The organism is Nitrosospira multiformis (assembly GCF_900110185.1).
Lineage (GTDB): Bacteria > Pseudomonadota > Gammaproteobacteria > Burkholderiales > Nitrosomonadaceae > Nitrosospira > Nitrosospira multiformis_A.
Map to the genome: position 1 here is coordinate 46,510 of NZ_FOCT01000015.1, position 24,436 is coordinate 70,945.

At 53.1% G+C, this 24,436-nt stretch carries 28 protein-coding genes and 1 pseudogene; 14 read left to right on the forward strand and 15 right to left on the reverse strand.

Annotated elements, in window-relative coordinates; genetic code table 11:
* Positions 1–2: 2 nt before the first annotated feature.
* The gene (locus BMY01_RS14295) at positions 3–347 is read left to right on the forward strand and encodes a KfrB domain-containing protein (RefSeq protein WP_074748746.1); all 345 of its coding nucleotides are present in this window, start codon (positions 3–5) and stop codon (positions 345–347) included.
* On the opposite strand, the gene BMY01_RS14300 is transcribed toward BMY01_RS14295, so the two are convergent.
* The 3 genes from BMY01_RS14300 to BMY01_RS18845 are packed head-to-tail and all read right to left on the reverse strand — an operon-like array spanning position 348 to position 1,872.
* Positions 348–800: a hypothetical protein gene (locus BMY01_RS14300; protein WP_074748748.1), complete on the reverse strand. Its 453-nt coding sequence runs from the start codon at positions 798–800 to the stop codon at positions 348–350.
* The gene (locus BMY01_RS14305; protein ID WP_074748750.1) at positions 797–1,525 is read right to left on the reverse strand and encodes a nucleotide-binding protein; all 729 of its coding nucleotides are present in this window, start codon (positions 1,523–1,525) and stop codon (positions 797–799) included. The genes BMY01_RS14300 and BMY01_RS14305 overlap by 4 nt, the downstream gene beginning before the upstream one ends.
* Positions 1,525–1,872 carry a TraK family protein gene (locus BMY01_RS18845; RefSeq protein ID WP_074748752.1) on the reverse strand — a complete coding sequence of 116 codons (348 nt, stop codon included), beginning with the start codon at positions 1,870–1,872 and terminating at the stop codon, positions 1,525–1,527. Before BMY01_RS18845 ends, BMY01_RS14305 begins: the two co-directional genes overlap by 1 nt.
* Before the next feature lie 241 nt (positions 1,873–2,113).
* Here BMY01_RS18845 and traJ point away from each other — a divergent pair, with 241 nt between their 5' ends.
* The 4 genes from traJ (at position 2,114) to traF (ending at position 7,010) form a co-directional block, all read left to right on the forward strand.
* Positions 2,114–2,473 carry a conjugal transfer transcriptional regulator TraJ gene (traJ, locus tag BMY01_RS14315; protein WP_074748754.1) on the forward strand — a complete coding sequence of 120 codons (360 nt, stop codon included), beginning with the start codon at positions 2,114–2,116 and terminating at the stop codon, positions 2,471–2,473.
* Between the two features lie 25 nt (positions 2,474–2,498).
* The gene (traI, locus tag BMY01_RS14320) at positions 2,499–4,505 is read left to right on the forward strand and encodes a TraI/MobA(P) family conjugative relaxase (RefSeq protein WP_074748756.1); all 2,007 of its coding nucleotides are present in this window, start codon (positions 2,499–2,501) and stop codon (positions 4,503–4,505) included.
* Positions 4,502–6,364: a type IV secretory system conjugative DNA transfer family protein gene (locus BMY01_RS14325; RefSeq protein ID WP_074748758.1), complete on the forward strand. Its 1,863-nt coding sequence runs from the start codon at positions 4,502–4,504 to the stop codon at positions 6,362–6,364. The genes traI and BMY01_RS14325 overlap by 4 nt, the downstream gene beginning before the upstream one ends.
* Before the next feature lie 94 nt (positions 6,365–6,458).
* Positions 6,459–7,010: a conjugative transfer signal peptidase TraF gene (traF, locus tag BMY01_RS14330; protein WP_254772764.1), complete on the forward strand. Its 552-nt coding sequence runs from the start codon at positions 6,459–6,461 to the stop codon at positions 7,008–7,010.
* A 57-nt stretch (positions 7,011–7,067) separates the two neighbouring features.
* Here traF and BMY01_RS14335 read toward each other — a convergent pair whose 3' ends face one another.
* The 4 genes from BMY01_RS14335 to BMY01_RS18655 form a co-directional block, all read right to left on the reverse strand.
* Positions 7,068–7,385 carry a helix-turn-helix domain-containing protein gene (locus BMY01_RS14335; RefSeq protein ID WP_074748761.1) on the reverse strand — a complete coding sequence of 106 codons (318 nt, stop codon included), beginning with the start codon at positions 7,383–7,385 and terminating at the stop codon, positions 7,068–7,070.
* Entirely contained in the window at positions 7,363–7,752 is a 390-nt protein-coding gene (locus tag BMY01_RS14340; protein ID WP_074748763.1) for a type II toxin-antitoxin system RelE/ParE family toxin, read from the reverse strand. The genes BMY01_RS14335 and BMY01_RS14340 overlap by 23 nt, the downstream gene beginning before the upstream one ends.
* Positions 7,753–9,048: 1,296 nt before the next feature.
* A complete protein-coding gene (locus BMY01_RS14350; RefSeq protein WP_074748766.1) occupies positions 9,049–9,990 on the reverse strand; it encodes a sodium:calcium antiporter in 942 nt (313 codons plus the stop codon).
* Positions 9,991–10,132: 142 nt separating this feature from the next.
* Positions 10,133–10,231, reverse strand: coding sequence for a GDCCVxC domain-containing (seleno)protein (locus BMY01_RS18655; RefSeq protein ID WP_439331410.1), 99 nt, complete (start codon positions 10,229–10,231; stop codon positions 10,133–10,135).
* A gap of 229 nt (positions 10,232–10,460) precedes the next feature.
* Between BMY01_RS18655 and BMY01_RS14360 the strand changes: the two genes are divergently transcribed.
* The 3 genes from BMY01_RS14360 (at position 10,461) to BMY01_RS14370 (ending at position 11,737) form a co-directional block, all read left to right on the forward strand.
* Positions 10,461–10,859 (forward strand): response regulator, encoded by a 399-nt coding sequence (locus BMY01_RS14360; RefSeq protein WP_081353958.1) that lies wholly within the window; start codon positions 10,461–10,463, stop codon positions 10,857–10,859.
* A 99-nt stretch (positions 10,860–10,958) separates the two neighbouring features.
* Positions 10,959–11,372 carry a response regulator gene (locus BMY01_RS14365; RefSeq protein WP_074748769.1) on the forward strand — a complete coding sequence of 138 codons (414 nt, stop codon included), beginning with the start codon at positions 10,959–10,961 and terminating at the stop codon, positions 11,370–11,372.
* A gap of 125 nt (positions 11,373–11,497) precedes the next feature.
* Entirely contained in the window at positions 11,498–11,737 is a 240-nt protein-coding gene (locus BMY01_RS14370) for a hypothetical protein (RefSeq protein WP_074748771.1), read from the forward strand.
* A 168-nt stretch (positions 11,738–11,905) separates the two neighbouring features.
* On the opposite strand, the gene BMY01_RS14375 is transcribed toward BMY01_RS14370, so the two are convergent.
* Both BMY01_RS14375 and BMY01_RS14380 read right to left on the reverse strand, forming a co-directional pair.
* Complete coding sequence (locus BMY01_RS14375; protein ID WP_139176931.1) at positions 11,906–12,160, reverse strand: hypothetical protein; 255 nt, start codon at positions 12,158–12,160, stop codon at positions 11,906–11,908.
* Between the two features lie 256 nt (positions 12,161–12,416).
* Positions 12,417–13,322 (reverse strand): ion transporter, encoded by a 906-nt coding sequence (locus tag BMY01_RS14380; RefSeq protein ID WP_074748774.1) that lies wholly within the window; start codon positions 13,320–13,322, stop codon positions 12,417–12,419.
* Between the two features lie 234 nt (positions 13,323–13,556).
* On the opposite strand from BMY01_RS14380, the gene BMY01_RS14385 reads away from it, so the two are divergent.
* From BMY01_RS14385 to BMY01_RS14395, 3 genes are all read left to right on the forward strand, one after another.
* Positions 13,557–13,889 carry an ion channel gene (locus tag BMY01_RS14385; RefSeq protein WP_254772765.1) on the forward strand — a complete coding sequence of 111 codons (333 nt, stop codon included), beginning with the start codon at positions 13,557–13,559 and terminating at the stop codon, positions 13,887–13,889.
* Between the two features lie 265 nt (positions 13,890–14,154).
* Positions 14,155–15,543, forward strand: coding sequence for a radical SAM protein (locus BMY01_RS14390; RefSeq protein ID WP_081353957.1), 1,389 nt, complete (start codon positions 14,155–14,157; stop codon positions 15,541–15,543).
* Positions 15,544–15,722: 179 nt separating this feature from the next.
* Positions 15,723–15,926: a cold-shock protein gene (locus BMY01_RS14395; RefSeq protein WP_074748778.1), complete on the forward strand. Its 204-nt coding sequence runs from the start codon at positions 15,723–15,725 to the stop codon at positions 15,924–15,926.
* Here the strand turns inward: BMY01_RS14395 and BMY01_RS18850 are convergent.
* Both BMY01_RS18850 and BMY01_RS18970 read right to left on the reverse strand, forming a co-directional pair.
* Positions 15,914–16,117, reverse strand: a complete 204-nt coding sequence (locus BMY01_RS18850; protein WP_139176933.1) for a CBS domain-containing protein — start codon at positions 16,115–16,117, stop codon at positions 15,914–15,916. The two genes, BMY01_RS14395 and BMY01_RS18850, sit on opposite strands and share 13 nt — an antisense overlap.
* Before the next feature lie 25 nt (positions 16,118–16,142).
* Positions 16,143–16,587, reverse strand: a pseudogene (locus BMY01_RS18970) (ArsI/CadI family heavy metal resistance metalloenzyme).
* 509 nt (positions 16,588–17,096) lie between these two features.
* Between BMY01_RS18970 and BMY01_RS14405 the strand changes: the two are divergent.
* Positions 17,097–17,687 (forward strand): hypothetical protein, encoded by a 591-nt coding sequence (locus tag BMY01_RS14405; RefSeq protein WP_074748779.1) that lies wholly within the window; start codon positions 17,097–17,099, stop codon positions 17,685–17,687.
* A gap of 164 nt (positions 17,688–17,851) precedes the next feature.
* Here BMY01_RS14405 and nhaA read toward each other — a convergent pair whose 3' ends face one another.
* Both nhaA and BMY01_RS14420 read right to left on the reverse strand, forming a co-directional pair.
* On the reverse strand, positions 17,852–19,087 hold the full coding sequence (gene nhaA, locus BMY01_RS14410; protein WP_074748781.1) for a Na+/H+ antiporter NhaA: 1,236 nt from the start codon (positions 19,085–19,087) through the stop codon (positions 17,852–17,854).
* A 915-nt stretch (positions 19,088–20,002) separates the two neighbouring features.
* A complete protein-coding gene (locus BMY01_RS14420; RefSeq protein WP_175463282.1) occupies positions 20,003–20,371 on the reverse strand; it encodes a hypothetical protein in 369 nt (122 codons plus the stop codon).
* A 970-nt stretch (positions 20,372–21,341) separates the two neighbouring features.
* Between BMY01_RS14420 and BMY01_RS14425 the strand changes: the two genes are divergently transcribed.
* Both BMY01_RS14425 and BMY01_RS14430 read left to right on the forward strand, forming a co-directional pair.
* On the forward strand, positions 21,342–21,644 hold the full coding sequence (locus BMY01_RS14425; RefSeq protein ID WP_074748784.1) for a type I restriction endonuclease subunit M: 303 nt from the start codon (positions 21,342–21,344) through the stop codon (positions 21,642–21,644).
* Positions 21,645–21,703: 59 nt separating this feature from the next.
* On the forward strand, positions 21,704–23,626 hold the full coding sequence (locus BMY01_RS14430) for a ParB/RepB/Spo0J family partition protein (protein ID WP_074748786.1): 1,923 nt from the start codon (positions 21,704–21,706) through the stop codon (positions 23,624–23,626).
* 73 nt (positions 23,627–23,699) lie between these two features.
* Here the strand turns inward: BMY01_RS14430 and BMY01_RS14435 are convergent, their stop codons facing one another.
* Both BMY01_RS14435 and BMY01_RS17875 read right to left on the reverse strand, forming a co-directional pair.
* On the reverse strand, positions 23,700–23,978 hold the full coding sequence (locus BMY01_RS14435) for an HU family DNA-binding protein (protein WP_074748788.1): 279 nt from the start codon (positions 23,976–23,978) through the stop codon (positions 23,700–23,702).
* Between the two features lie 83 nt (positions 23,979–24,061).
* A partial coding sequence (locus BMY01_RS17875; protein WP_175463283.1) for a hypothetical protein occupies positions 24,062–24,436 on the reverse strand: 375 nt, incomplete at its 5' end.

A 24,436-nucleotide genomic window follows, 5' to 3' on the forward strand; every position in this document is an offset into this window, starting at 1 on the left:
GGATGAAACAGCGTGTCCTGGTTATGAATGGACAGCGGCTCCTCCAGAGCGAACAAAACGGTGAGTGGAATACAGTTAATGTACAAAAGGCAGGGGATCTAAAGCCCGGCATCTACCATCTTTATCTGGCCAAAGATGCCGACAAAGGTCATAAGTATATCGGGTATATCCTTCATACCGATAAAGATTACGTATACCAGCAGTATGACAAGAACGTGGTTCGTCATGAACGTGCTGCCTTTGAGGTTGCTCCTAACCCTGGAACATTAAAAAGCATATCCTACGAGCAGGACGAGGCAATTGTTGCCACGGCAGTACAGAAGCGTGGTCGCGGCTTGACACGTTAGTCATGCATATCCCAAGGAGTTCCATAGAACGGCGGCGGCAGCTGCCACCGTTAAAACCGCTGCCACTAAGCTGATATTGCTAGAGTGCTGACATTTCTTTAATTCTTCCCAGATTTGCGACTGAATAGTCGCATACCGCGCGTCTACCACGGCGGTAATCTTTTCCACATCTTGGTTCATTTGATCTCTAAAATCAGTCTTGGCAAAGGCAATGGTCCGAACTAATGCTTGGTCCAGTTTGGAAGTAGTTTCCTTTTCCCAGTCATCCAAGGTTTGTTCCAGTTCTTCCCGGAAATGATCGAACAGTAACTGTTGGCCATTGGCACTATCGGCCAACAGCCGTTGCTGTATGGTGTAGACGAGTAACACTGGGTCATCGAGGCTTAGTACAAATCCATGCTTCGCGGCGACTTCTTTGATTATCTCATCAAGTGAATCCGCATTTTCGATCACGATAGCACCTCTACTTGATCGAGCTGACTAAAGAGCCCATCCCTGATTATTTTTAATCTCTGACGGGTCATAATGGGCAGAGAAGCAGTAGTCAAAGCCTCATCAAACGTCATCCGTTCCTGAAGCATGTCGCTTAAGTCGCGTCCATACGTTTCTTTTTTAAGTTGGGGAATCTCAACGATGGCAGACACACGTTGCCGATTATCCTTACATGCTTTCAATTGCTCAAAGCTCTTGCCGGCGTACTCTATCGGCCCCCAGTAAGGGTTTAGCCAGACCACGAAACTTGTTTCATCTGGAAACTGGGTCACGAGCTGCGCAAAACCATTGATCGTGTCCAGCAGCGCCTGGCCTCCGGTGACTATTGTATGAACGACAAGCTTGTGTCCCATATCCTGCAGAAGAGTAGGGACTTGGTTGCTGATCAGATAGTGTGATAACGGAACGAAGGAGCTTGCCCCATTATCGATGATCGCATCCTCGTTTGAAGGTGCAATCAGTTCAACGAGTGCGTCAAACTTGCGAGGGTTGATTTCATCGCCATCCATGATTTGCAGCCGATGCACATTAAGATTACCGTATCCGTGAAAAGTCGCATTGACTGGGTCCGTATCTATACAAAGCGGAAGATTGCCTCGGCTTGCTTTGTATTGGGCTACGACTGCGGCAACCAATGATTTACCTACGCCTCCTTTTCCCTGAAGGGTCATGTGTATTTTCGGCATTACAGTAGTTCCTCTTTGTTAGGAGTTGAATCAAACTTGAAGCCATTCCTTACGGCTGGTTTGGCAGACCTAGTTTCGTGGCTGGTTGCACTCGAAGTGCGTGTTAACGCCGTCTTGTTAACCGTTATCGAGCGGTTGACTCGTCTGCAAAACGCCCCATAGCCGAAGCCGATCTTTCCTTCTTCGTGCAAGGTTTCCCATATATGGCGCAATGCCCATCCATCCTTCAGCGCAGTTTCGATCTCCGAGCGTAGCGAGAGAAACGCAGCAAGATTACGTGCATTCCTAGTGGACTTAGCACTCTCTACCCGCACTAATATTCGATAAGAAAGATTTTTAGGAGACACGTTTCATTACACCGGTTGTGTATCTACGATATATCGAATTTTTTGATTGCGCAACCGTTTCTTTCCTGCTACTGTAAGTCGTTGCTACCACTGAGCCGGGCAAGATATGTGAAGTGGGCCTACCCGCAAGCGGCCATTCCCCCTTCACTTTTCCCTTTATTCGCACGGACGTGCTCAACGGGAATCTTGCCCTGCGGGGCAAACTGATTGGGTGCGGCTGCCGCCGCCGACAGGGGAGAGCATGGAACAGGAGCAGGAGCCCACACGCAAGGGCAGTACCCCGATCAAGGTGTACTGCCTTCCCGATGAAAAAACGCAGATAGCGGAGAACGCGAAAGCGGCAGGCCTGAGCCTGTCTACCTTCCTGTTGCGCGTGGGCGCAGGCTTTGAGGTCCGTACCGTGCTCGACTACCAGCGCATCGAGGAGTTGGCCAGGGTCAATGGCGATCTCGGGCGGCTGGGCGGATTGCTCAAACTGTGGCTCACGAATGACGAGCGGTTGCGTGAAGTCCGGGCTGAGGAATTGCGCGCACTCTTGAACAAGATCGAGCGCAACCAGGAAGCCATGCGCACCATCATGCAGAAAGTCCTGGCCCGATAGAAGGAAAGGGGAGGGGAGGGTAGGAATGATTGCCAAGCACATTCCGATGAAGTCTGCCCGGCGCAGCAGTTTCAAGGAACTGGTGGCCTACATTACCCAGGCAAAGGATAAAGCGGTGCGCATCGGGGAAGTGCGGGTCACGAACTGCCATCAGGATAATGCCACCGATGCTGTCCTTGAGGTGCTTGCCACCCAGCTGCAAAACCAGCGCGCCTGCAGCGACAAGACCTATCACCTCCTGATCTCCTTTCCCGCTGGCGAGTCTCCCTCTACGGAGGCCTTGCGCGACATCGAGGATGAAGTCTGCAACGCACTGGGTTTTCGCGAGCATCAGCGCGTGAGTGCCGTGCACACGGACACCGACAACCTGCACATCCATGTCGCCATCAACAAGATCCACCCGAAGACACTCACCATCCATAATCCCTATTGCGATTACAAGGCCCTGGGGACCGTCTGCGAGCGCCTGGAGCGTGTGCACGGACTCATCCATACCAACCATGAAAAAATCGCTCATGGAGCCCGTAATCGCGCCCTGGACGTGGAATATTTGGCAGGGGTGGAAAGCCTGCTTGGCTGGATTCAGCGCGAGTGCCTGGAGGATCTTCGCCAGGCGCAAAGCTGGGGGGAGTTGCATGAGCGCTTGAGAAGAAACGGACTTGCGTTTCAGGAGCGGGGCAACGGGCTCCTAGTCTCTGATCAGGAAGGTCGGATGGTCAAGGCAAGCTCGATTGCCCGTGACCTCTCCAAAGCGCAGCTCGAAAAGCGCTTTGGCCCGTTTGAAGCAACCGATGCGCAGCTGCAGGCGAGCCGGGGACAGAAGGGCCAGGTACAGAAAGTAGAGAAGGTGGACAGGGCGTATCAGCCGCGGCCGGTATCGCGCGATTCCGGCACAGACGCACTCTATCAGAGTTATCTGGCGGAACAGGCGCGCAGGCGAAGCGCGCGGGCGCAAATCCGTCAGGAACTGGGCGCGCAGAAGCATTCCCTCGTGTCCCAGGCGAAGGACCGAGCGAGGATCAAGCGCGGACTGATCAAACAGCTCGATTGCGACCGGTTCATGAAACGCATGCTCTACCAGCAGGCAGGCTCGGCCTTGCGCGAGGATATCGGATCCATCCATGCCCAGCAGAGGGCAGTGCATGAGGACAAATTCTCGCATGCGAGAGTCCTGTCCTGGTTCGACTGGCTTGCCGAGCGCGCAGCCATGAATGACGCACAGGCGCTAGCTGTCCTGAGAAAGCGGCAGCGGACTGTCTTCGGCCGCGCCAATGCGTTGCTCGGCGCACAGGAGGAGATAGGGCAGGGCAGGGCGCCGCAGGGGAAGAAGGATTGTGCCTCTCGCGCTGGAATCAGGATCGATGACGCGAGGATCGATAGCGTAACCAAGCAGGGCACTCTCATCTATGCGAGTGGCAAATCCGCTATCCGCGACAGCGGCAATCGTCTCGAAGTCTCGGAGGCTATCCGCCAGGATGGGCTGGAAATAGCGCTTGCCATGGCGGTGAAGCGCTTCGGGCGATCCATCAAGATCGAGGGCGATGCGGCGTTCAGGAAGCGGGTCCTCTCCACGGCCCAGGCGCTGCAGCTCGATATCCGTTTTGACGGGATGCAGGCCAGATTGAAAGAAGAGCAGGGCAGGGCGGAAGAGGCGAGCGCAGCGGAGATACGGTGCCAGGCACCTGAGGCATCCGACAACGTCCCTATGGTCGGCAGCGCAGGCGAGGCAGCGGCACGGCGCTATATCGCCGAGCGGGAAACGAAGCGGCAGAAAATCCCCGATATCCCCAAGCATGTCCTCGGGGAAATGAAGCCGCACCTGAACATGCGCTACGCTGGTTGGCGCCGGGTGGATGGGCAGTTCCTGCTGCTGGCACAAATGAGCGAGGAGGAAATTGCCGTGATCCCGGTGGAAGCAGATGTGATTGCGCGCGCGTCGGGATTGAAGCGGGGTGAAGCCATTGCCCTCGACAATGAGAGCGCTTCGATCAGGCGGGTTCAGGGGGGTGAAACGAAAGGAATGCGGCGATGAAACCGGGACCGAACAATGGCGTCGGTTTGCCAATTCGGGCAGACACGGCAAACCGCCCCTTCCTGATGTCGGCACTCTTTCTCCTGGTACTGGCATTAAGCCTGGCCGCGGCCACGCAGTACTTCGCGCACGCATTCCAGTACCACGCCGCCCTGGGCACCCATCAGAACTTTCTCTACGCACCTTGGAAGATCCTCGAGTGGGCAAAGCTGTGGCCGGACCGCTATGGGAATGAGTTTTCCATGGCGGGAAGCGTAGCCACCATGACCGCAGCCCTGGGACTGATCCTGCTTCTAGCCTTGAAGCGCCATTTGTCAGGACCCGCCACCTCTTATCTTCATGGCTCGGCGCGCTGGGCCGGGAAAAAGGACATCATTGCCGCAGGACTGCTGCCGCGCCGGCGCTCTTGGCTCGAGGTATTGAGAGGGCAGGGACATGGTTCCGCCTTCCGTTCCACTGGAGTCTACGTAGGTGCTTGGCTGGACAAAAGGGGGCGGCAGCACTACCTGCGACACAGCGGGCCGGAGCATGTGCTCTGCTATGCGCCGACGCGCTCAGGCAAGGGCGTGGGCCTTATCGTTCCCACGCTTCTGTCCTGGGGGGAGAGTACGGTCATCACCGATTTGAAAGGCGAACTGTGGGAGCTGACCGCCGGGTGGAGAAAGCAATATGCGGGCAACAGGGTGTTGCGCTTCGAGCCTGCCGCGGCAAGTGGGGGCGCGCACTGGAATCCTCTGGAGGAAATCCGGCTGGATTCCGAATTCGAGGTAGGCGACGTGCAGAACCTTGCAACACTCATCGTCGATCCGGATGGAAAGGGACTGGAGAGCCACTGGCAGAAGTCCGCGCAGGCGCTCCTGGTCGGGCTCATCCTGCACGCGCTCTATCAAGCCAGAAGCAGTGGCGGGGCAACGCCTTCTTTGTCGGATATCGATTCCCTGCTCTCGAACCCGAATCGGGATATCGGGGAATTGTGGATGGAAATGTTCCTCCTGCCGCCCTCGAGCGGGCCGAACTGCCGGATCGTGAGCGCGAGCGGACGCGACATGCTGGACCGGCCGGAAGAGGAGGGGGGTTCGGTCCTCTCCACCGCAAAATCCTATCTTTCGCTGTACCGCGATCCTGTGGTGCGCGGGAACATCAGCGACTCCCATTTCAAGATACGCGACCTCATGCACCACGAGGATCCCGTCAGTCTCTACATCGTCACGCGTCCAACCGACAAGGCGCGGCTGCGGCCCCTGATCCGCATCCTGCTCAACATGATCGTGCGGCTGCTGGCAGATCGAATCGAGTTCGAGGGAGGACGACCCAAGCCCGTGTACAAGCACAGGCTCCTGATGATGCTGGATGAATTCCCCAGCCTGGGAAAGCTCGAAATCCTGCAGGAGTCGCTCGCGTTCCTTGCGGGCTACGGCATCAAGTGCTACCTCATCTGCCAGGATATCAACCAGCTCAAGTCCTCCAGGACCGGCTACGGGCAGGACGAGTCCATCACGTCCAACTGCCACATCCAGAACGCCTTCCCGCCTAACCGGGTGGAGACCGCAGAGCATCTCTCCAAGCTCACGGGACAAACCACGATTGTCAAAGAGCAGGTGACGAAGGGGGATAAACACACCTCGCGCACCCTGCAGGAAGTGCAGCGCTCTTTGTTGACTGTGGATGAGTGCCTTCGCATGCCTGGTCCCGTCAAGGGAGTGAAAGACGGGGGCGACGTGATCGAGCGCGCCGGCGACATGATCATTTACGTTGCAGGATTCCCTGCGATCTATGGGCGCCAGCCGCTCTACTTCCAGGATGCGGTCTTCCAGAAGAGGGCGGAAGTGCCGGCGCCGATGGCAAGTGACCGGCTGTAGCTTGGACATTACAATGACGAAAGCACATCCAATGGAAAGATCAACAGAAAGATAGCGACACGTTTTTCCGTGCCAGATTAATCTGCCTTGAGAAATGCTAAGAGCCAAGCCGATCATGATCATGGGTCGTGTGAGCCAAACGACAGCAGTGGCGGCACTCGGCCTGCTGGTGCTGGGGTTCATGTTCCATGCCGCAGGCCTGAGGGTCAATGTCACAAAAAGCATTCCCATTGGTCTGTACCAATTAAGCGACGTGCCGGTGCGGAAGGGGGAATACGTCATCTTTTGCCCGCCCGAGTCGACGCTGTTTGATGAAGCGCGCAGCCGCGGCTACATCGGCGCGGGTTTTTGCCCGGGAGGCTATGGATACATGATGAAGCGGGTGTGGGCGGTGGCAGGCGATGTAGTGACATGGGGCGAGGAGGGGATTACCGTCAATGGCAAGCTTCTGCCGGCAAGCGCGCCGCGCGAAGCGGACAGCGCAGGCAGGACTCTGCCCCAGTACACGTTCTCTGACTACACACTGAAGGAGTCCGAATTGCTGCTCATGTCAGATGTGAGCTGGGCATCCTTCGATAGTCGCTACTTCGGGCCGGTGGATGCAGGAAAGATCAGGGGTGTGATCCGGCCGATGGTGACGCTCTAAACCGCATGCATCCTGGATCAATCAGTCCATATTCTTGCCAATCCATCCATCGGACACTCACGCAATGGCCTGAATCCCCTTCTTCCTGATCACGGTCAGTAACCGCAATGCCGGACCACCCGGCTTCTTGATGCCCCGCTCCCAATCGGAGATCAGGTTCTTGCTGACATTCAGGTAACGGGCAAAGACGGGTTGCGACAGGTGTTCGCGCTCTCGCAGCTCGCGAATTTCCTCGGGTGACATGACCTGCACGGGAGCAAGGCACGACTCGTCGAACTCGCGCATGGTCTGCTTATCGACCACCCCAATCTCATGCAGAGCTTCCATCGTCTCATGGATTGCCGCGAGCCCATCACTTCGATACTTCTTCGCCATTTTCATGTACCTCCGAAAACTGGTTCTTGCCGATCAACTCAGCCAACTGCTCATCCGTCAGTCCAAGGACATGGACCGCTGCCTTCTTGAACAGCACTTCCTCATCATCCTCGATGTTGTCGCGCTCGCTCTTGGCAAAGCCGTACACGAAGAAGGCACGTCCTGCTGCGTGATAAAGAATGATGGTGCGAAAGCCTCCAGACTTGCCTCGGCCGGTCCGTGCCACCCGCTGCTTGATTACGCCTCCACCGAGGTCAGCGTCAATCTGGCCCTTCTCCGCTCGTTCAACGGCTTCAAGCAAGGCTTTATCAGGGATGCGCCGCTTACGGGCGAAGCGTTCGAACCATGCGTTCTTAAATACCCTCACGAGGCCATCCTATCCCTCATCCGTATGCAGAATCATAACACATAGTGTTATATAAAGATCGTTTCATCACAAACTGCCTCTGCCTGGTCAGAGTCTAAGCTTCTGGTAGAACAAACCCGTGCAAGTTCTTCTTCGCCTCGGTTCTGCTCAAGGGGCTAGGCGAGGGGAATGATCCGTCTGGTTTTAGCCTGGTGAATTCCCAGGCTGCCCGTTTTGCAGGCAACCCGTTCGCCACAGCTACTGGGTTGGCTCGTATACTCATACGCCAGCTCATCACTATCTTGATTAAATCTTGCTCCGCTTACTTTAGGAGGACTGCATGAATCCATATCACGGTATCTTTCCAAATTAAGTTTTCCCCGGTTGGCGTGGATAGGTCTGTGGATAACTGCGGAAGCTTGTGTCCCAGCTTGGGTTTCTTGCATTGATCAAGAGTGTGGCACTTCCTGAGCAAGAAGCTGCTCTGCTCAAAAGAGAAACCTGGAACCCCGCTGTCTTAATCGAAGCGCTCGCAATAGAAAATGGCTTTGAAGCCAGTCAAGAAGAAACAGAAGATCGTGTGGACAGGACAACTTCGCATTAAAAACCCCGCAGCCTGTGGTTTTTTGCTAACAGAAATAGAAATCGTTTGCCCGTTCCTCGAGTTTTATTGATATCCACAATTTTTTTATGGGAATTTTAGAGAAGTTGGGAATTTTCTATTTTGAGCCCCGTCGAATAGCATACGGACAATGCTTTTCCGTCCGTAATGTGTGTTTGAAGATGTTGGTGGCCGGACCGGTAGCGTTATTTTAGCTGGTCATCAAATTGATCATATTCTTTTTAGCATCTCAATTCTGAAAGGGGGGTTATCATGGAAATGGCGATTCTCGTAGTAGGTATAGGTGCCGTTGCTCTTTGGTTTTTCATGTCCAAAGATGGACGGAAAGAATAATACTGATCTGACGACGGCACTCAGAACTCGGAGTTAACCGCTCATTCAAATCAATCGGCCGATGCTCAAGCCAAAAGGCAAGAGCATCGGCTTCTTTGTTGACGTTTTACAGCAGAGAATCGAAAGTACTGTCTAAGTGACTTTTCCTCGGCTTTGATCGGCAGTTATGAGCAAGCTGTCGAAGCAAATCCCGTCGCTCCCAGGGATCCCGTTTTGTGGCTCTAACGGTTCGGGGAAAGTGCCCTTTCACGGCTATTACAATCCAAGGCATTTACCTACTGGCTGCTTTTGTAGATGAGGTAGTCTAAGTGAGACATTCAACCTACAAAGAGTGGCATCAGAAAACAGAAAACACCAGCCAGCTAGTGCATAAGAATCAATAGCACATAAGCGATATAAGCTGCCAGGAGGCCGAACCCGCGCTGGCGCGAGATAACGTTGTCGCGCGGCAGGATCAACAGCACGGCCAGTGTGCCGAATATCAGTGCCACCGCGACCTTGCTGAAAGGTGCGTGGATAGGGTGAATAATGGCAGTAACGCCGACAATGGCCAGACCATTGAAAAGGTTACTGCCCAGCAAGATACCTAGTCCCACATCGTCATGCCCATGCCATCGGGAAAGCAGCGTTGTCACCAGTTCTGGCAAAGAGGTTCCGAGGGCTACCAGGGTTGCGCCGATAATGTAACCGTGTACCCCGAAGGCGGTGGCGATGCCGCTTGCACCGGTTATAAAAAAATACCCGGCGAGCAGCAGGCATGCGAGTCCCACAAGAAGGAGCAGAGATGCGTATATGGGTCGGACCGAAGATGTGTATGTCGTATCTGCCAACAGTGTTTTTTGTCGATGCCCGATTGCTTGCTTGGCAATCAAGGTCAGCCAGACTATAAACAGCGCCAGCAATAATATGCCGTCCGCGTGCGACAATATTCCGTCAGATGCCAGCATCAGCGTGAGAATAGGCACGAACAAGGCCAGGATAAAGTCACGGCGCAATTCGAAGAGACGGACCGGCAGCGCTCCGAACAGCAACGCAAGCCCCAGAATCAAGGCCATATTCACCACGTTGCCGCCCAGTGCATCTCCCAACCCGATTTCTGGCTTGCCTTCCAGGGCAGCCATGGTCGAAACAGTCAGTTCCGGGCTGGAAGTAGCGAAAGCTGCCAGGGAAGTAGCCATCAGAAACTTGGGTAGACGCAGCCAAAACGTCAAACCAAGCATGCCTTTAAGAAAACACTCTCCACCGAGCGCAGCCAATGGAATGGCAGCCAGCAAAGCAAGGAGATCAGTCGTGGAGAGAGGCACGGCAGTAACTTATCTTATTATTACGTGGCCTGAAGGATGTCCATACTTACGTTAATAAGACCCCATGTTCGAGGAAGCGCAATCGTGCCGAAGGGGCTTACAGATCGCTAGAAGGGTTAGACTCACGAAACGAAAAAGCACGCTACCCCTGCTGACAATATCCGTGCTTCTGTTGGATAGACGGACACTTCACGGAGCCAAAGGAACAGAATACGAAACAGTCACCCGGATTGGGGCGCATCAAGGTCGTGCAGGTGCTGCACTCGTAGAAGAACTGACGGCATCTATAGGCATGGTCTCCAGTTTGGAGAAGCCGCAATGCGGCGGGATTTTGTTTTATTGGCTCCTTTTTAGCCTTGTTCTTTTTCTATTGTGACCTGTTTCAAGCTGTTAATGTAAGGGAAATGACAGAAGGGGCTAAGGAATGAGTGATAAAATAATGACAAATATGTTAGTTGTCACACCCTGCCATGGATAACAAAAACCCGTCCCTTTCCGGGATCAAGGTACTAGTCGTTGATGATAAAGAAGATACACTAGCCCTAACCGAGCTTATGCTGAGCTTATGCGGCGCCGAAGTAATAGCATCTCCTACTGCTGCGCAAGGACTGGAGCAGGTGCAAATGCAAAGACTCGATATCATCATAAGCGATATCAGCATGCCTCAGATGGATGGCTATCAGTTCATCCAGGCCGTACGAAACCTTCCTGCCGATAAAGGTAAACACACCCCGGCTTTGGCCTTCACCGCATTCAACGGCCCTGAGTATCGGTCTAAAGCGTTCGATGCCGGTTTCCAGGCGCATCTTTCCAAACCCGTCTCATTTGAGGTGTTAGTTGAGACCGTTGCGGGTATGATAAACACCTAGTGGAGACACAATTCCCCCTTCTCTTTCTCATCTTTCCTCATTTCCCTTTTCCTGGCGCTAAAGCTGCCCACCTTGACGAAGTAGTATAGGAAAACTACCGTGAGGATCACGAACAAACCCATTCTCCTCGTCGAAGACGACCAGGTGGATATGATGAGAGTTACCCGTGCCCTCAAGGAAATTCATGTCATAAATCAAATCGTGCACCGGGAAAACGGCGAGGATGCGCTAAATTACCTCCAGGATGAGAAAAGTGAGAAGCCCTGTCTCATTTTGCTCGATTTGAACATGCCCATCATGAACGGCATCGAATTCCTGCAGGCAGTGAAAAAGGATGGGAGGCTTAGAGCTATTCCTGTGGTGGTTCTGACCACCTCCGATGATCAACAGGACAAGCTAGACAGCTTCAACCTTGGTGCGGCGGGATATATGGCGAAGCCAGTCGACTACCGCCAATTCGTTGAAGTCATGCATTCCATTGATGCCTATTGGACCCTTAGCCAGATGCCGTAATTAGCGGGGATTCAACTCATACGTCGTTACCACAGCAGGACATTAACCGAGATTAGTATTTTAGGAGACAGAGATTCTCTTAAAATCAATAAGAGGCGAAGTGCTGGATTCCAAGGATATACCAAATGATTAGAGCAATGTGGCTTTTCCCAGCTATAGCTTTTTTGGCTTGCGAGCGGGAAGTGCCGTACGTTGACGATCCAAACAACATCATAGTCAGCGGCGAAAAGATGAGCCAAACTGATTTCCTCAACAAATATTGTATCGGGAAAGAAGACAATCCGACTTGCTCCAAAGTATTGGACGCAGCAACTAGAAATATGTTGGATAGGGCGCGCGATCCTAATAAGAGGCGAATGAATTAGAGTAATCCGGCTTGTCCGCCCTAGTTGTAGTCACACGTAATCGAGGATGCCGCTTGTAGACAACCCGCACCACATGGCGGTCACGCGTATCCAGGTGCGCAAATGCTGCTTACCACCTTGCGGCCATCCTTAGGATTAGCAGGTGTTTTTGCGATATCCGAAATCCCCCTACTCCTCCATCAGCGCCTTCCGCTTCGCCTCCTCTGCTTCCAGCTTGGCCAGAGCCTCTGCCTGTTCTTCAGGCTTGCCGCCGATCACCTTCACCTCGCTGGTGCCATCCATATAATGCACTCGAATCGCTGTGCATTTTCGCGTTCCATTACTGGTTTTCCCAAGGATATTTTCAAGTGCGCGCGTGACTTGCCGTCTGCTTCGAGCTTTCTCCAAATCTATAACACAGGTGCTGGGTGTCTTTTCTTTCATCCAATGCTCATCCTGTTGAGCTAAAAAACTGAAGGCTACATCAGGAAGGATTCCGTTTATCCGGTAAAAGTTCATGGGTATGCAAAGCACGCTACGTAAGATACCCGTTTTGCTGCTTATCACGATGACTTCTTTGCCCTGGGTTCGAAGTCTAAACTTCGCATTTGTTGAATGAGGTCCGGACAAAATCTGAAATAAATTACTTGGAGGCCACGACCGCTACCATCTGTTCTGCAAGGAGCTTCAGCAACATCTACTAATCACGTGCGAACAAGGGAAGCTTTGCGCCACAATTCCCGCAAAATCTTGCGTTCTCTTCCAGTCCTGTTGCCAGGCACACAGGGCAGGTCCGGGTGTTTGGTGGCTTTACCGCGAACCGTTGCGCAGTCATTTCTGAAGTGATAATTCCGGTTGGGACAGCAAGGATACTCCACCCCACCAGCATGGTGATTGACGTGATCGCGCGTCCCAGGTCAGTTTGAGGGGTGATATCGCCAAAGCCAACGGTTGTGACCGCTGTAATAGCGAAATAGACCGATGTTGGAATACTGCTAAACGGAGAACTGGGACCCCCTTCTATTACATAAAGCAATGTGCCATTCAAAATCACCACGATCGCTACCACAGACAGGAAAATCAGGATCTTGCGCCTGCTCGCCATGATTGCGCTGCCCAGCACCGAGTACTCCTCCACGTACGCAGTAAGTTTCAGAAGACGAAACATTCGCAGCAATCGCAGTAGGCGAAGATCGACTAACGCATGCAGTTCCGGTATGAAAAAAGCAGCATATGTTGGAAGGATTGCAAGAAGATCTACTATCCCAAAAAAACTCCTGGCATATCTCAGGGGATGTTTTACGCACCACAGTCGAGCTATGTATTCGATCGTAAACGCAACAGTGAAAAACCACTCCAGAGCATTCAGGATTCCACCATATCGGTAGTTAATCTCGGAAACGCTATCGAGCATCACCACGACCACACTTAACAAGATGGCAGCGATGAGCGAAAAATCGAACCATCGCCCAGCGCGAGTCTCGGCTTCGAAGATAATTACAAAGAGACGGTCACGAAAGCCGGACTCCGGTTTCCCGAAATACGCGGCAACATCGCTTTTTGAGATCGGCCGTGGCGCAACGTTTTCCTGTTCCTGTTTTTTCATAAATAAGTCTTAAAGAGTAAAAGACATTCAAGCTGTTACCGGTTCTCTTTGTCCAATGTTTCCTGCATGGATAATAAAAAATTTAGGCATACGAGTGACCCATGAATGAACATGCTGCCCACCTCGTGATTTTGGGCATATCCGGAATGAGTGTTGCGATCTATGTAATGCTCCATTATGAGGCACTACGTTTTCTTGGCCTCACATTGCAAGCATGTACATAAACGCATTGGCATGTTGCGGGTAATGATGGGACTATTAATCGCACATTTTCTGGAGGTGGGGGTTTTGCCGTTGCCCTACATGTTTGTGGAGCATGAGATGGGGTTTGGTCGAATCGCCGGTATCACAACCGGTGACATTTTTGATTATTCATCTATCTCCTACACGACGGTTGGTTTCGGGGATTTGGTACCTGTCGGCGCGATACGAATGCTTTCCGCTGCTGAAGGGCTTGCCGGTTTGTCATTGATTACCTGGTCTGCCTCATTTACCTTCCTGGCCATGCAACGCTTCTGGCCCCACGCTCTTGCGGGATCGCAGGAAAAATCAGACGGTGAGACTTAGCGGGTGTGATGAGCTGGGGTTATTGCCACACAGGAGTGCCTCTGCTCGCCGCGTGTACACAATCGTAGTACACCCATCCAATTGTTTGTTCACCTACCCAAGGATTGCACGTGCTCGACGAGGCTATCTCAAGAGTCTACGATTACCTCGAGCCGCTATAGATCAAGCTGACCAAGGTAATCTTTAAGCAGTACGCCAACGATGAATTAAATTTAGAGCAGATAATCCAATAGAAATACCCTGAATTCTTGTTAAAGGGGGATCTATGGCTTATATGACATCTGAAGCAATCGCTCAGTACTCCCCGGACCGGTTGCCGTCGTCAAGTGCCGAGGCCATGGACCGCGTAACTGGAACATTAGCTCGCTTGAATCTAGCTGGGCCGAATCAACAATCCGGGCAGCGCTGGGCAATCGGTTGTGTGGCGCTGGAGATTACTCAACGCTGCAATCTAGACTGCACCTTGTGCTACCTCTCGGAAAACTCCGAAGCAGTCCGAGATCTTCCAATCGAAGAGATTTTCCGGCGCATTGACCTGATCCATGCCCACTTCGGGCCAAATACCGATGTTCAAATCACAGGAGGTGAGCCAACGCTGCGCAAGCATGACGAACTCCTGGCGATCGTCCGCAGGGTGCGGTCGCTCGGCCTCCGTCCGACACTGATGACAAACGGGCTGCGAGCGACCCGATCGCTCCTTCGACAGCTAGCGAGCGCAGGACTAATGGATGTCGCGTTTCACGTCGATACAACGCAGCAGATCAAAGGTTTTCGCACGGAACTCAAGCTCAACGTACTGCGCCGTAAGTTCATTGACCGTGCGAGCGGATTGGGTCTATCTATCATGTTCAACACGACCGTACACGATAACAATTTCGACGAGGTTCCAGATGTAGTCCGCTTCTTTGCAGCAAACGCTGCTTCGGTTCGCACAGCCTCGTTTCAACTTCAAGCCGATACTGGCCGCGGCGTTCAGGGTGAGCGTGGACCGCGCATCACGCAGGAGACTTTGGCACGCCAGATCGAGCTGGGGGCGGGCACATCGATCCGCTTCGACGCGTCCTTGATCGGGCATCCCTCCTGCAGCCGCTACGGAATGTGCTTAGAAGCCAATGGTTCGCTCTACGATGCTTTCGACAACCCCGATCTAGTCGGGCGAGTACAGGCAGCGACCGCTGATATCAAGTTGGACCGTTCTAACCCCAACGCCTCGGTGAAGGCACTCGCACGCTGGTTTGCATTCAGCCCAACCCAATGGTGGCCATTACTGCGTGGAGTGGCCCGAAAAGCGTGGCAGATGAAAGGCGATTTGCTGCGCGCTCGTGGCCGCGTTCATACACTCTCATTCGTGATGCACAATTTCATGGATTCAAAGCGATTGGAGGGGGATCGTATCAGTGCATGCGTTTTCAAGGTAATGACATCGGAGGGTCCGCTGTCGATGTGCATGCACAACGCCAAACGGGATAACTACATTCTCCAACCAATACGGCTTTATAGACGCGAGACGGACCAGTTCTGGAATCCAATTCTGGCAACGACCACGCATGAACCGCCGGAGATTGCTATCGATTCTCTTCCGGATGTGGCAACCAAGCGCCTCAAAGGCCGATCCAGAATGAAGGCTCAAGCGGCCGAGAAAACTGATGAATAGCGTTTCATCGGGTGAAAAATTAAATTGATCAATAAACAAAAATCTGCCAAAACGGGTTTGATTGAACGCATGAAATTCGTAGGTACGGTAGCGAACATATTCCTCGTCTAAGGATTGACAGAATACGGTCAGCCCTGAAAACGAGGGTATTTTTTGACTGATATGTACAGGAACTAAAAATGGCAATTGGCACAGTAAAGTGGTTCAATGATTCAAAAGGCTTTGGCTTTATTACCCCTGATGACGGTAGCGAGGATTTGTTCGCGCACTTCTCGGCAATCAATATGGGCGGATTCAAAACGCTCCAGGAAGGTCAAAAAGTAACGTTTGAGGTTACCCAAGGTCCGAAGGGCAAGCAGGCATCAAACATTCAATCTGCGTAGGACTCGCGAGGCTCAAGCCGCTCGTCAGCCCCAGGGTGGATCAGATCCTCTGCTGGTACAACGCCTAGCAACCGGCCACCGCAGTCGACAACCGGAACGCCATTGATGCGGTGAGCCAGCAGAAAGTTTGAGATATTCTCAACCCGCGAGTATTCTTCGTGCAGAATTGCCGGTGCACAGAAACAAAATATTGAAGGTACGCTCGCTGATCATCTTTTAGCAGCAGGCTTCTTGCTTGCGCTTGGCGCTGTTAACGCTGCCGGGCTTGGCAGGCGCGCACCATTCGGCTGCTTCATCTGTTTTCGTCCTGCTATCCGTGCCGTATATCTCAGCCTCGCCTAACGTGTGGTAGGTCTCCCAGGCAATCCCTTGCGGATCAGTGATTCAGTATTTATCAGAGCGCGCATAGCAGCAGGGTTGCATCCGGCTGCTCATACCGACTGATTTCCGCGGTAGCCACTTGGCTACGCAATACGCTGAGTTCTTCCTCTGTATCCACCTGGAATCCGAGATGGTCCAGACCTGCCTTTGCGCCCCTCTGTGAAATGGCGAAATTAATGCGAGGATCTTCCAGCATCCACTTTGCGTAGTCCGGTTTGAGTACGGAAGGCTCGGCGCCGAATACTGCCGAATGGAATTTAAGGCCCTCATCATCCTGCAGTCAGATCGATCGACTGTAATGGATTCGACGTCTTTTAAGACGAAAATCTCCCCGGCGCTAGACTTTTGCAGCATTTGATGTGAATGCTTTTATAGCGATATTGGGTGCGCGTATCAGCGGAGTTCGGCGCACAACTTGATCTTGCCACATTAAAGCTCCGGTTTCCCCTTTGAGACTGTAGCCGTCAATATCGTCGGCTCGTTTCATCACGAAGGCCTTGCAAGCGTTGGTGTAGGATTTAGCCAGGGGCCACGCTACTGTGCACCTTCCCTTTCACCAGGTTCATTCTGGAATGGTGCGCCTTGCCAGCCTATCGCTATAAGTGGGATTCCGCACCGATTAATAAACGAGCGCCGATTAAAGTCTATTTTTAACGTTCGTGTTCGCGGCCAAACGCCAGCATTCCCAATAACATTCCAACTTTTCGTATCAAAAGTCTTGGTTGCCATTCCCGCCCTCCCAAACACGCAACAATACAAAGCATAAAAATACCAGCTAAGGAGCTTGATATGGACCAGGTCGAAAACAACGACACTGCCGCTAGCAAATTCGGGAGGATGAGTCGAGAGCGCAAAATTATGCTGGGCCTGGTCGCTGCCCTGTTGATGGTGGCTGTGGGCATGTATGGCTGGAAGGTGGCCGCGGTGAATGGGGTGGAGAACAGGCTGGCTCAAGTAGAGGCGCAACAGACCGAAGCGCACGCCCAAATAATCAATCAAGCAAAACAGTTGGAGGATGTCCGCGTTGAAGAAGCCTTGCGTCTATTCAGCATCCCCTTCGCCTGGGCCATTCGTCGCGAGCTCATGGCTGGTAACGTGAACCAGGTGGATCAGTATTTAGGCCAACTGGTTCAAATCAGGGGTTTCGAATCTGCAGTCCTGGCCCAGCCTGATGGCAAGGTACTCGTTGCCAGCGATCGCAAGAAGCTTGTCGAGCCCTTCTCCAGCCTTTATCCCGGCGCCGACCTGAATACTAATGAAATCAAGGTAGAAAAAGCCAGCAATGGAATCTTTCGTGTCATTATTCCCATACTCGGCCTGAATAAGCATCTGGGTGTTGCGGTGCTAGAATACCTGTCGCCCGCTCATCCACCGCAGTAATCAGTAGATGCGACAGCGGATTCCAGAGTACAGGGAAAGGTCAAAATCGAGTTTCCGTGCGGATAGACGGCATGGGGCCTATGTGCGAGGCCTTACTGGCCTCAGTCGGTTGCTCGGATGCTATCCCTCGGGGGGCCAAGGAAATAGCGCTGCTATGTGCAGATTCAGATACTTCCCACGTTTTCATTGCGCTTTGTCTGCGTTGTGGCGGTTGTCCACGCAATGAGCAGGGCCGCTCCTGTGAGTCCGGAGAATAAGGACCCGAAGAGGACCCCGACTTTAACGCCGGCCTGCAGCTCTGGGGCAGTCGGAAACGCAAGCAACCCGATAAACAGGCTCATTGTGAAGCCGATGCCGCACAACATTGCGACGCCGTAGAGCTGCGGCCATGTGGAACCTGCCGGCAACTGGGCAAGATTTGCCCGTATTGCGGCCCAAGCGAATAAAAAGACCCCGAGCTGCTTGCCAATGAAGAGCCCGAGCGCAATGCCCAGAGGGACGGGCGTGAGCAGCACGGAAGCGCTCATGCCCGCAAACGACACGCCGGCATTTGCAAAGCCGAAAATCGGCACGATCAGAAATGTCACCCATGGGTGCAACGAATGCTCCAGACGCAGCAACGGAGACTCGGCCTCTGATGGCCGGCCTTCGGGCGTTCCAATCGGAATCATCATTGCCAGCGCAACGCCAGCCAGGGTGGCGTGTACACCAGACTTAAGAACAAAAAACCAGAGCACGAGGCCAAGCCCCAGGTAGATACTAAGGGGCTTGACACCGCTGCGGCCGAGCACGTTTAAAATCACCAATACGGTAAACGCTGCAAGCAGGTGGGGCCAGGACAGCTGGGTGGTGTAGAAGATGGCGATGATCACCACTGCCGCGAGGTCGTCGAGGATCGCAAGCGCGGTCAGAAAGACCTTCAGCGAGACGGGAACACGGGAACCAAGCAGTGCCAGGACCCCGAGCGCAAAAGCGATATCGGTGGCTGAGGGGATCGCCCATCCCCGCAAAGTCTCGGGAGTCGACCAGTTGAAAGCGATATAGATCAAGGCCGGTACGAGCATGCCGCCCAAGGCCGCAACCCCGGGAAGCGCCCGGTCAGGCCAGGTCTTGAGCTGACCATCCAGAAATTCACGCTTGATTTCGAGACCGACAAGCAAGAAAAACAGCGACATCAACGCGTCGTTGATCCAGTGCATCACCGACAGGCCCAACACGTGCGATTCCAATACTTCGAAGTACGTTGGGGCGGCTGGGGAGTTCGCGACCACAAGCGCGAGCAGCGCAACACCCATCAGCACGAGACCACCGGAAGCCTGGCTGGAAATAAATTCCCGTAAAGCGCTCTTTATGCGATGGCCGCTTGATTTCACGCCGCGGGGCGGAGTTGATTGCTGCATGGGAGGTCCTGTTAATGTCAGAGGCCAGAGTTGTTGCGTTTATGGTTGCAGGGGATTTCGTGGCTGGTTTGTGGCAATAACCCCAGCTCATCACTCGCTAATGATTGAATGCATGACTTTTGCATGCGCAAAATGAGTTCCAAGTCTCACCGTACACCGTCAGCTCCAATTGCTGCCTCTTCTTAAAGTCATGTCACCTTTCAACCATTTCCCTTTTTAATATCGCTACATATTGAAACGCCATTAATTGAATCCGGTTCGATTAACCATAAAGTGGGGCAATCGATTTGGCTGAAAATGGAGTCCGCGCAAGCATCTGTCTCTTTCAAGACCAGGGAATCGGCTATGCATGCGAAGAATATTTAAAACGAGGAGCAAAACGTTTCATTGCATCATTTACTTGAGCAAATCTTCCCGGCAGCCATGTGCCAAGCAGCAGTCGCACCGCAAAGCTGCACTTCTCGTACTTTTTCTCGGTTGACTTAAACGAATTAGGCTGCCTGGTCCTCGCTTAGGAGAGATGGGGCCGGAATTCAGGATTGGCTTCTGTAGATGCAAGGTAAACTGTCATACTTCAATGCCGGACGGAACAGTATGACTCAGGAGAAGGCGCAGCATAACTGATCAGAAAAAGAAAAAGGGCTCGTGATACCGAGGGGGGTGGTATAACGAGCCCAAATATAGAAGAAGAATAATGCGTAAAAACAAACGCAGTACTACATCATACTTAGCAACTTCAGAAGAAGTTGCCGGCAGAATAATTGATTTTTATCGCTCTGGGAATGTGACAAATTGTCGCGTGTGACAATTTGTCACAGAGACCTGGGAGACCTCGGGTAAGCATGGCAGGTGGATTTGAGGGCTTAATCAGTACTCAACCTCTGCCTCTACCCTCATCAGAATGACTCCTCACACTCAATGGTGCATGTGATGATGAGAATGTGCTTCGCTATTATCCGCCTGAAGCTTGGGCTTGGTTTTGTCGGAGAGCTTGGTCTTGGGTTTGAGAGGGGTAAAGCTCGCAGCGTACGCTTCCTGCTTTGGCAGCTCAACGAATACGGTAATGACCGTCTCGGGGGTGATGGAAAAATCTCCGCTTCCCTTAAAAATACTGTCATCTGCCTGTTCCAGCTTGACTGACGTTTTAGTCTTGGTATTACCGGTTTGAATGGTTGCCTTGCCAGAGCCGCCGCTGACGCTGAGTTTGTTGTCGGCATGATCCATTACGTAGAGCACGATTTCCTTATCCTTCGCGACAAGCTCCAGGTGATATGGTCCAGCCATACGCATTTGGCCACCATTAGGGGTATTAATGGAATCTAAATATTCATCGGTATGCGCACCCGCAGAGAGTGGCGTGGCCAAGATGAAACTAGTCAAAACAGCAACCATGGATCTGTACATTTCTTGCTCTCCTTAAAACGCTGGTTGAAAGGCTATTGGAAAGAAAATAAGGAACTGCCGAGCTTTTTTCGGCTTCCCGATCTGATCTCTCTTGAGAGTCCGGGGATAAGGTCTCCAGGACCGAGGGGAATGTAGAGCAGACTCATAAGGTTGGGAATATGGCATATTGCCGCGCTCTGGGAGTATCTGCCGTGTTGTTACCTGCTTCCTCAATAACGGTACTGCTACATCCTGGTAACTTCCAAGGAGAAGTTGTTAGCAGAATAGGCGATTTTTATCCTTCCTGGAATGTGACAAATTGTCGCGCGTGACAATTTGTCGCAGAGGCTTTGAGAGGCGGACTCCCCGGATGAATTTGGAGCAGGATTGTGCTCTGCCGTATGCCCTGCTATAGGGGGAGGATCGGCAATTAAACAGTCCTGATATCGATCCCGGTTCTAGAGATTTTCTCACGGGAAAATCTTCTCCTCTTCCCCGTTTGCTGCTTGTCACAAGCCACGCCAGCCGCTGGCGCTTGACCTGTCATGGCCCGTGATTCTGCCGCAGTTCACTTGAAATCCCCTTTAAATCACCCTTGCACCCGCAGTCCAGTAGCTCCCGCTTCAATCCCCCACAACGCCCCCCAGTCCTCTACGAGGGGGACTTGTGGGGGGATAAACGAATACGCGGGGAGCATTTAGTCCCGCTTATTGCCTGCTATCCACCCCACCCCTTCCCAACCCTTTCCCGTGAGGGCAAGGGCTGTCTCCCCACTCCCGTCGCCCCCAGGGGCGAGGCGAGGAGAGTCCGAGCGAGAGGATCAGTTTTTTCGATTCTCGGTTCTTGAACTTTCACTTATAGGGAGATTGCCATGTATTACACACCACCCTTGTTTCCACTCGGAAAAGTTGTCGCAACCCGCACGGTAGCGGGTCTGGTTCCCCAGGCGCACCTGATTCAGTGTTTAAGACGCCACATGATGGGCGATTGGGGCTGCGTATGTGAAGAGGACGCAAAGACCAACAGCGAGGGCGTTGAGATGGGGTTTCGCATCCTGTCTGCCTATCCCATCGATGAAACCCAACCCTGCAAGGGCTTCGGGGAAAACACGCTCTGGATCATCACCGAGGCTGACCGCAGCGTGACCACTTTCCTTTTCCCTGACGAGTATTGATGCCATGCCGGTGCAGAGCTTTCCCCTTTCCTTATTCGTAACCCACAGGAGACAAACCAATGAAAACCATCGAAGCCACCCAGACCGTTGAAACTACTATTACCCGCATTCCGGTAAAAAACCTTGTCATCTCGCCACTGAATGTCAGGAAAAAGCAGGGAACCGGCATCGAGGAACTGGCCGCCCTGATCGCATCCCAAGGGCTGATTCACAATCTGGTCGTAACTTCGCAACTGAAGAAGGGCAAGAAAACCGGCAAGTACGAGGTTGTTGCCGGTGGGCGCAGGCTTGCCGCCCTGAATCTGCTGATCGCCGATGGACGGCTGCCGAAGGATCACGAGGTCGATTGCCGCGTGGTCGAAGACAAAGAAGCGCTGGAAATAAGCCTGTCCGAGAACAGCGGACGGGAGCATATGCACCCTGCCGATCTTGTCATGGCTTATCGCAACTTGACGGATGCAGGTTTATCGCCGGACGAGATTGCTCCCCGTTTCGGCGTCTCGCCCCTGACAGTCAAGCGCTACCTCAAGCTTGCAAATGTTTCACCTGCGCTCTTCCAGCTATATGCCGAGGACAGCATGAGTTTTGACCAGATATCCGCGCTGGCGCTGACGGAAGATCATGAATTGCAGGAGCGGCTCTGGCACAACATGCCGGAGTGGCAGCGCAGTGGCGCAACCTTCCGGCGGCTTATCACCGAAACTGAAGTCAACCTGCGCAGTCCGCTTGCCAGATTTGTCGGAGTAGAGGAATACGAAGCGAAGGGCGGAGTGATACGGCGTGATCTCTTCGGGAATGAGGACGATGGCTTTATTCAGGATGCCAACCTGCTCGAATCGCTGGCCCTGGAGAAACTCAATCAGGCCGTTGCACCGTTGAAAGAAGAAGGTTATGCATGGGTGCAGGTTCGGACCACCTTCGATTATTCCGATCTGGCTGAATTTGGGCGTGTAAGGACGGTCAAGCGCGAGCCAACCGAGGAAGAACAGGCCAGGATGGATGCGTTAACCGCTGAAATGGAAGCCATCGAGGCGGAGCAGGAAGCGTATGACGAGGACAATGATGCGTCGGGCGAAGTCTATGCTCAACTAGAGGAAAAGGTCGAACGGGTTCAGTGGGAACTGGATACGATTGCTGCATCGCTCGAGCATTTTTCTTTCGATGATCTTGCAGTTGCCGGCGCCATCGTGACGGTCGGTTATGATGGACAACTCAAAATTGAGCGCGGTCTTGTCCGCAAGGAGGACATGAAGAAGCTGCCTTCCGGACAGGAGGGAAGGGCAGGGGATATTGCGGGAACGGGTAGAAGCAGTGAAGAGAAGCCCGTGCATTCGGAAAAGCTCACGCGCATGCTGACGGCGCACCGCACTGCAGCGATTCAAGCGGCAATGACAGACCGGCCGGAAATCGCATTGGCAGCTCTTGTACATCGGATGGCCATGCAGGTTTTCGGGAACAGATACAGATCAAGCCGCATCGTGCAAATCAATGTCGAGGAAACGCATCTGAAGATCGATGCGGAAAACATCGAGCAGAGCAGGGCCGCCCTCGCAATCGAGAAAAAACGCCAGTACTGGAAGGATAGAATCGAAGCGGCAGAACAGGAGGGCAAAGAACTGTTTGCGTGGCTGCTGGATCAATCGCAGCAAGACCTTCTGGAATTACTTGCCTTTTGCATGGCAGCTTCGATCAATACCGTATCAAGCCGGGAAAATACCCCATCGGATGAGATTGCAGCATTCATGACTGCGCTGAATCTCGACATGGCTGACTGGTGGGAAGCCACACCGGAGAACTATCTGTCGCACGTCTCGAAGGACAGGATTCTCTCGGTGGTGACGGAGGCGGTATCGCCCGAGAAAGCTGATGCAATGCGCGGCTTGAAGAAGGATCAGCTGGTATTGAGAGCGGATGAAGAACTCTCAGGCAAGCGCTGGCTGCCGGATAATTTCAAAGTGATCGAATTGCAGGAAAAGCAGTAATCCGGAATGCTACAGGCCCCTTTTTAGAAGGGGCCTGTAGTTGATGGGATATTTTCGCACGTGCGAAATGCCCTCATGCTTGGTTTACCGCCGTCTTGAGCGTCGAGCTGGCCTTGAACGCTGGCACTTTTGCAGCCTTGATCGTCACATTCTCTCCCGTTTTGGGATTGCGGCCAGTGCGCTCGCTACGGCTGCGCACTTCGAAGGTGCCAAATCCCGGCAGGGAAATGGAATCGCCTTTCTGCAGGACCTCAGTGATGGTTTCGGTCAATGCCGTCACGGTCCGGCCGGCTTGAGCCTTGCTGGAACCAGTCTTCGCGGCTATGGCTTCGATAAGCTCATTTTTGTTCATAAGTCTTTTTCCTCTTCTCAGTTTTCAAATTCCCGCAGCTTACACAGTTAATCGGCCTGGGCAAAGAATCAATGAAATGGGATTCACAAGAGATTTTCGCAATATTGCGAAAATTTCCCATCCCTCGTTTGCCGCTTGTCACAGGCCATGCCAGCCGCTAGCGCTTGACCTGTCATGGCCTGTGATCCGCAAAGCCTTGCGGTCGCGGCGCACTTGAATTCCAACCTTGCCGGCACGGGCCAAGCTTCCCGCGCCAATCCCCCCACAACGCCCCCCAGCCCTCTACGAGGGGGACTTGTGGGGGGATAAACGAATACGCGGGAAGCATTGTCCCGCTGTTTGCCTAGCTTCCACCCCACCCATTCCCAACCCTTGCCCGTGAGGGCAAGGGCTGTCTCCCCACTCCCGTCGCCCCCAGGGGCGAGGCGAGGAGAGTCCGAATGAGAGGATGTGATTTT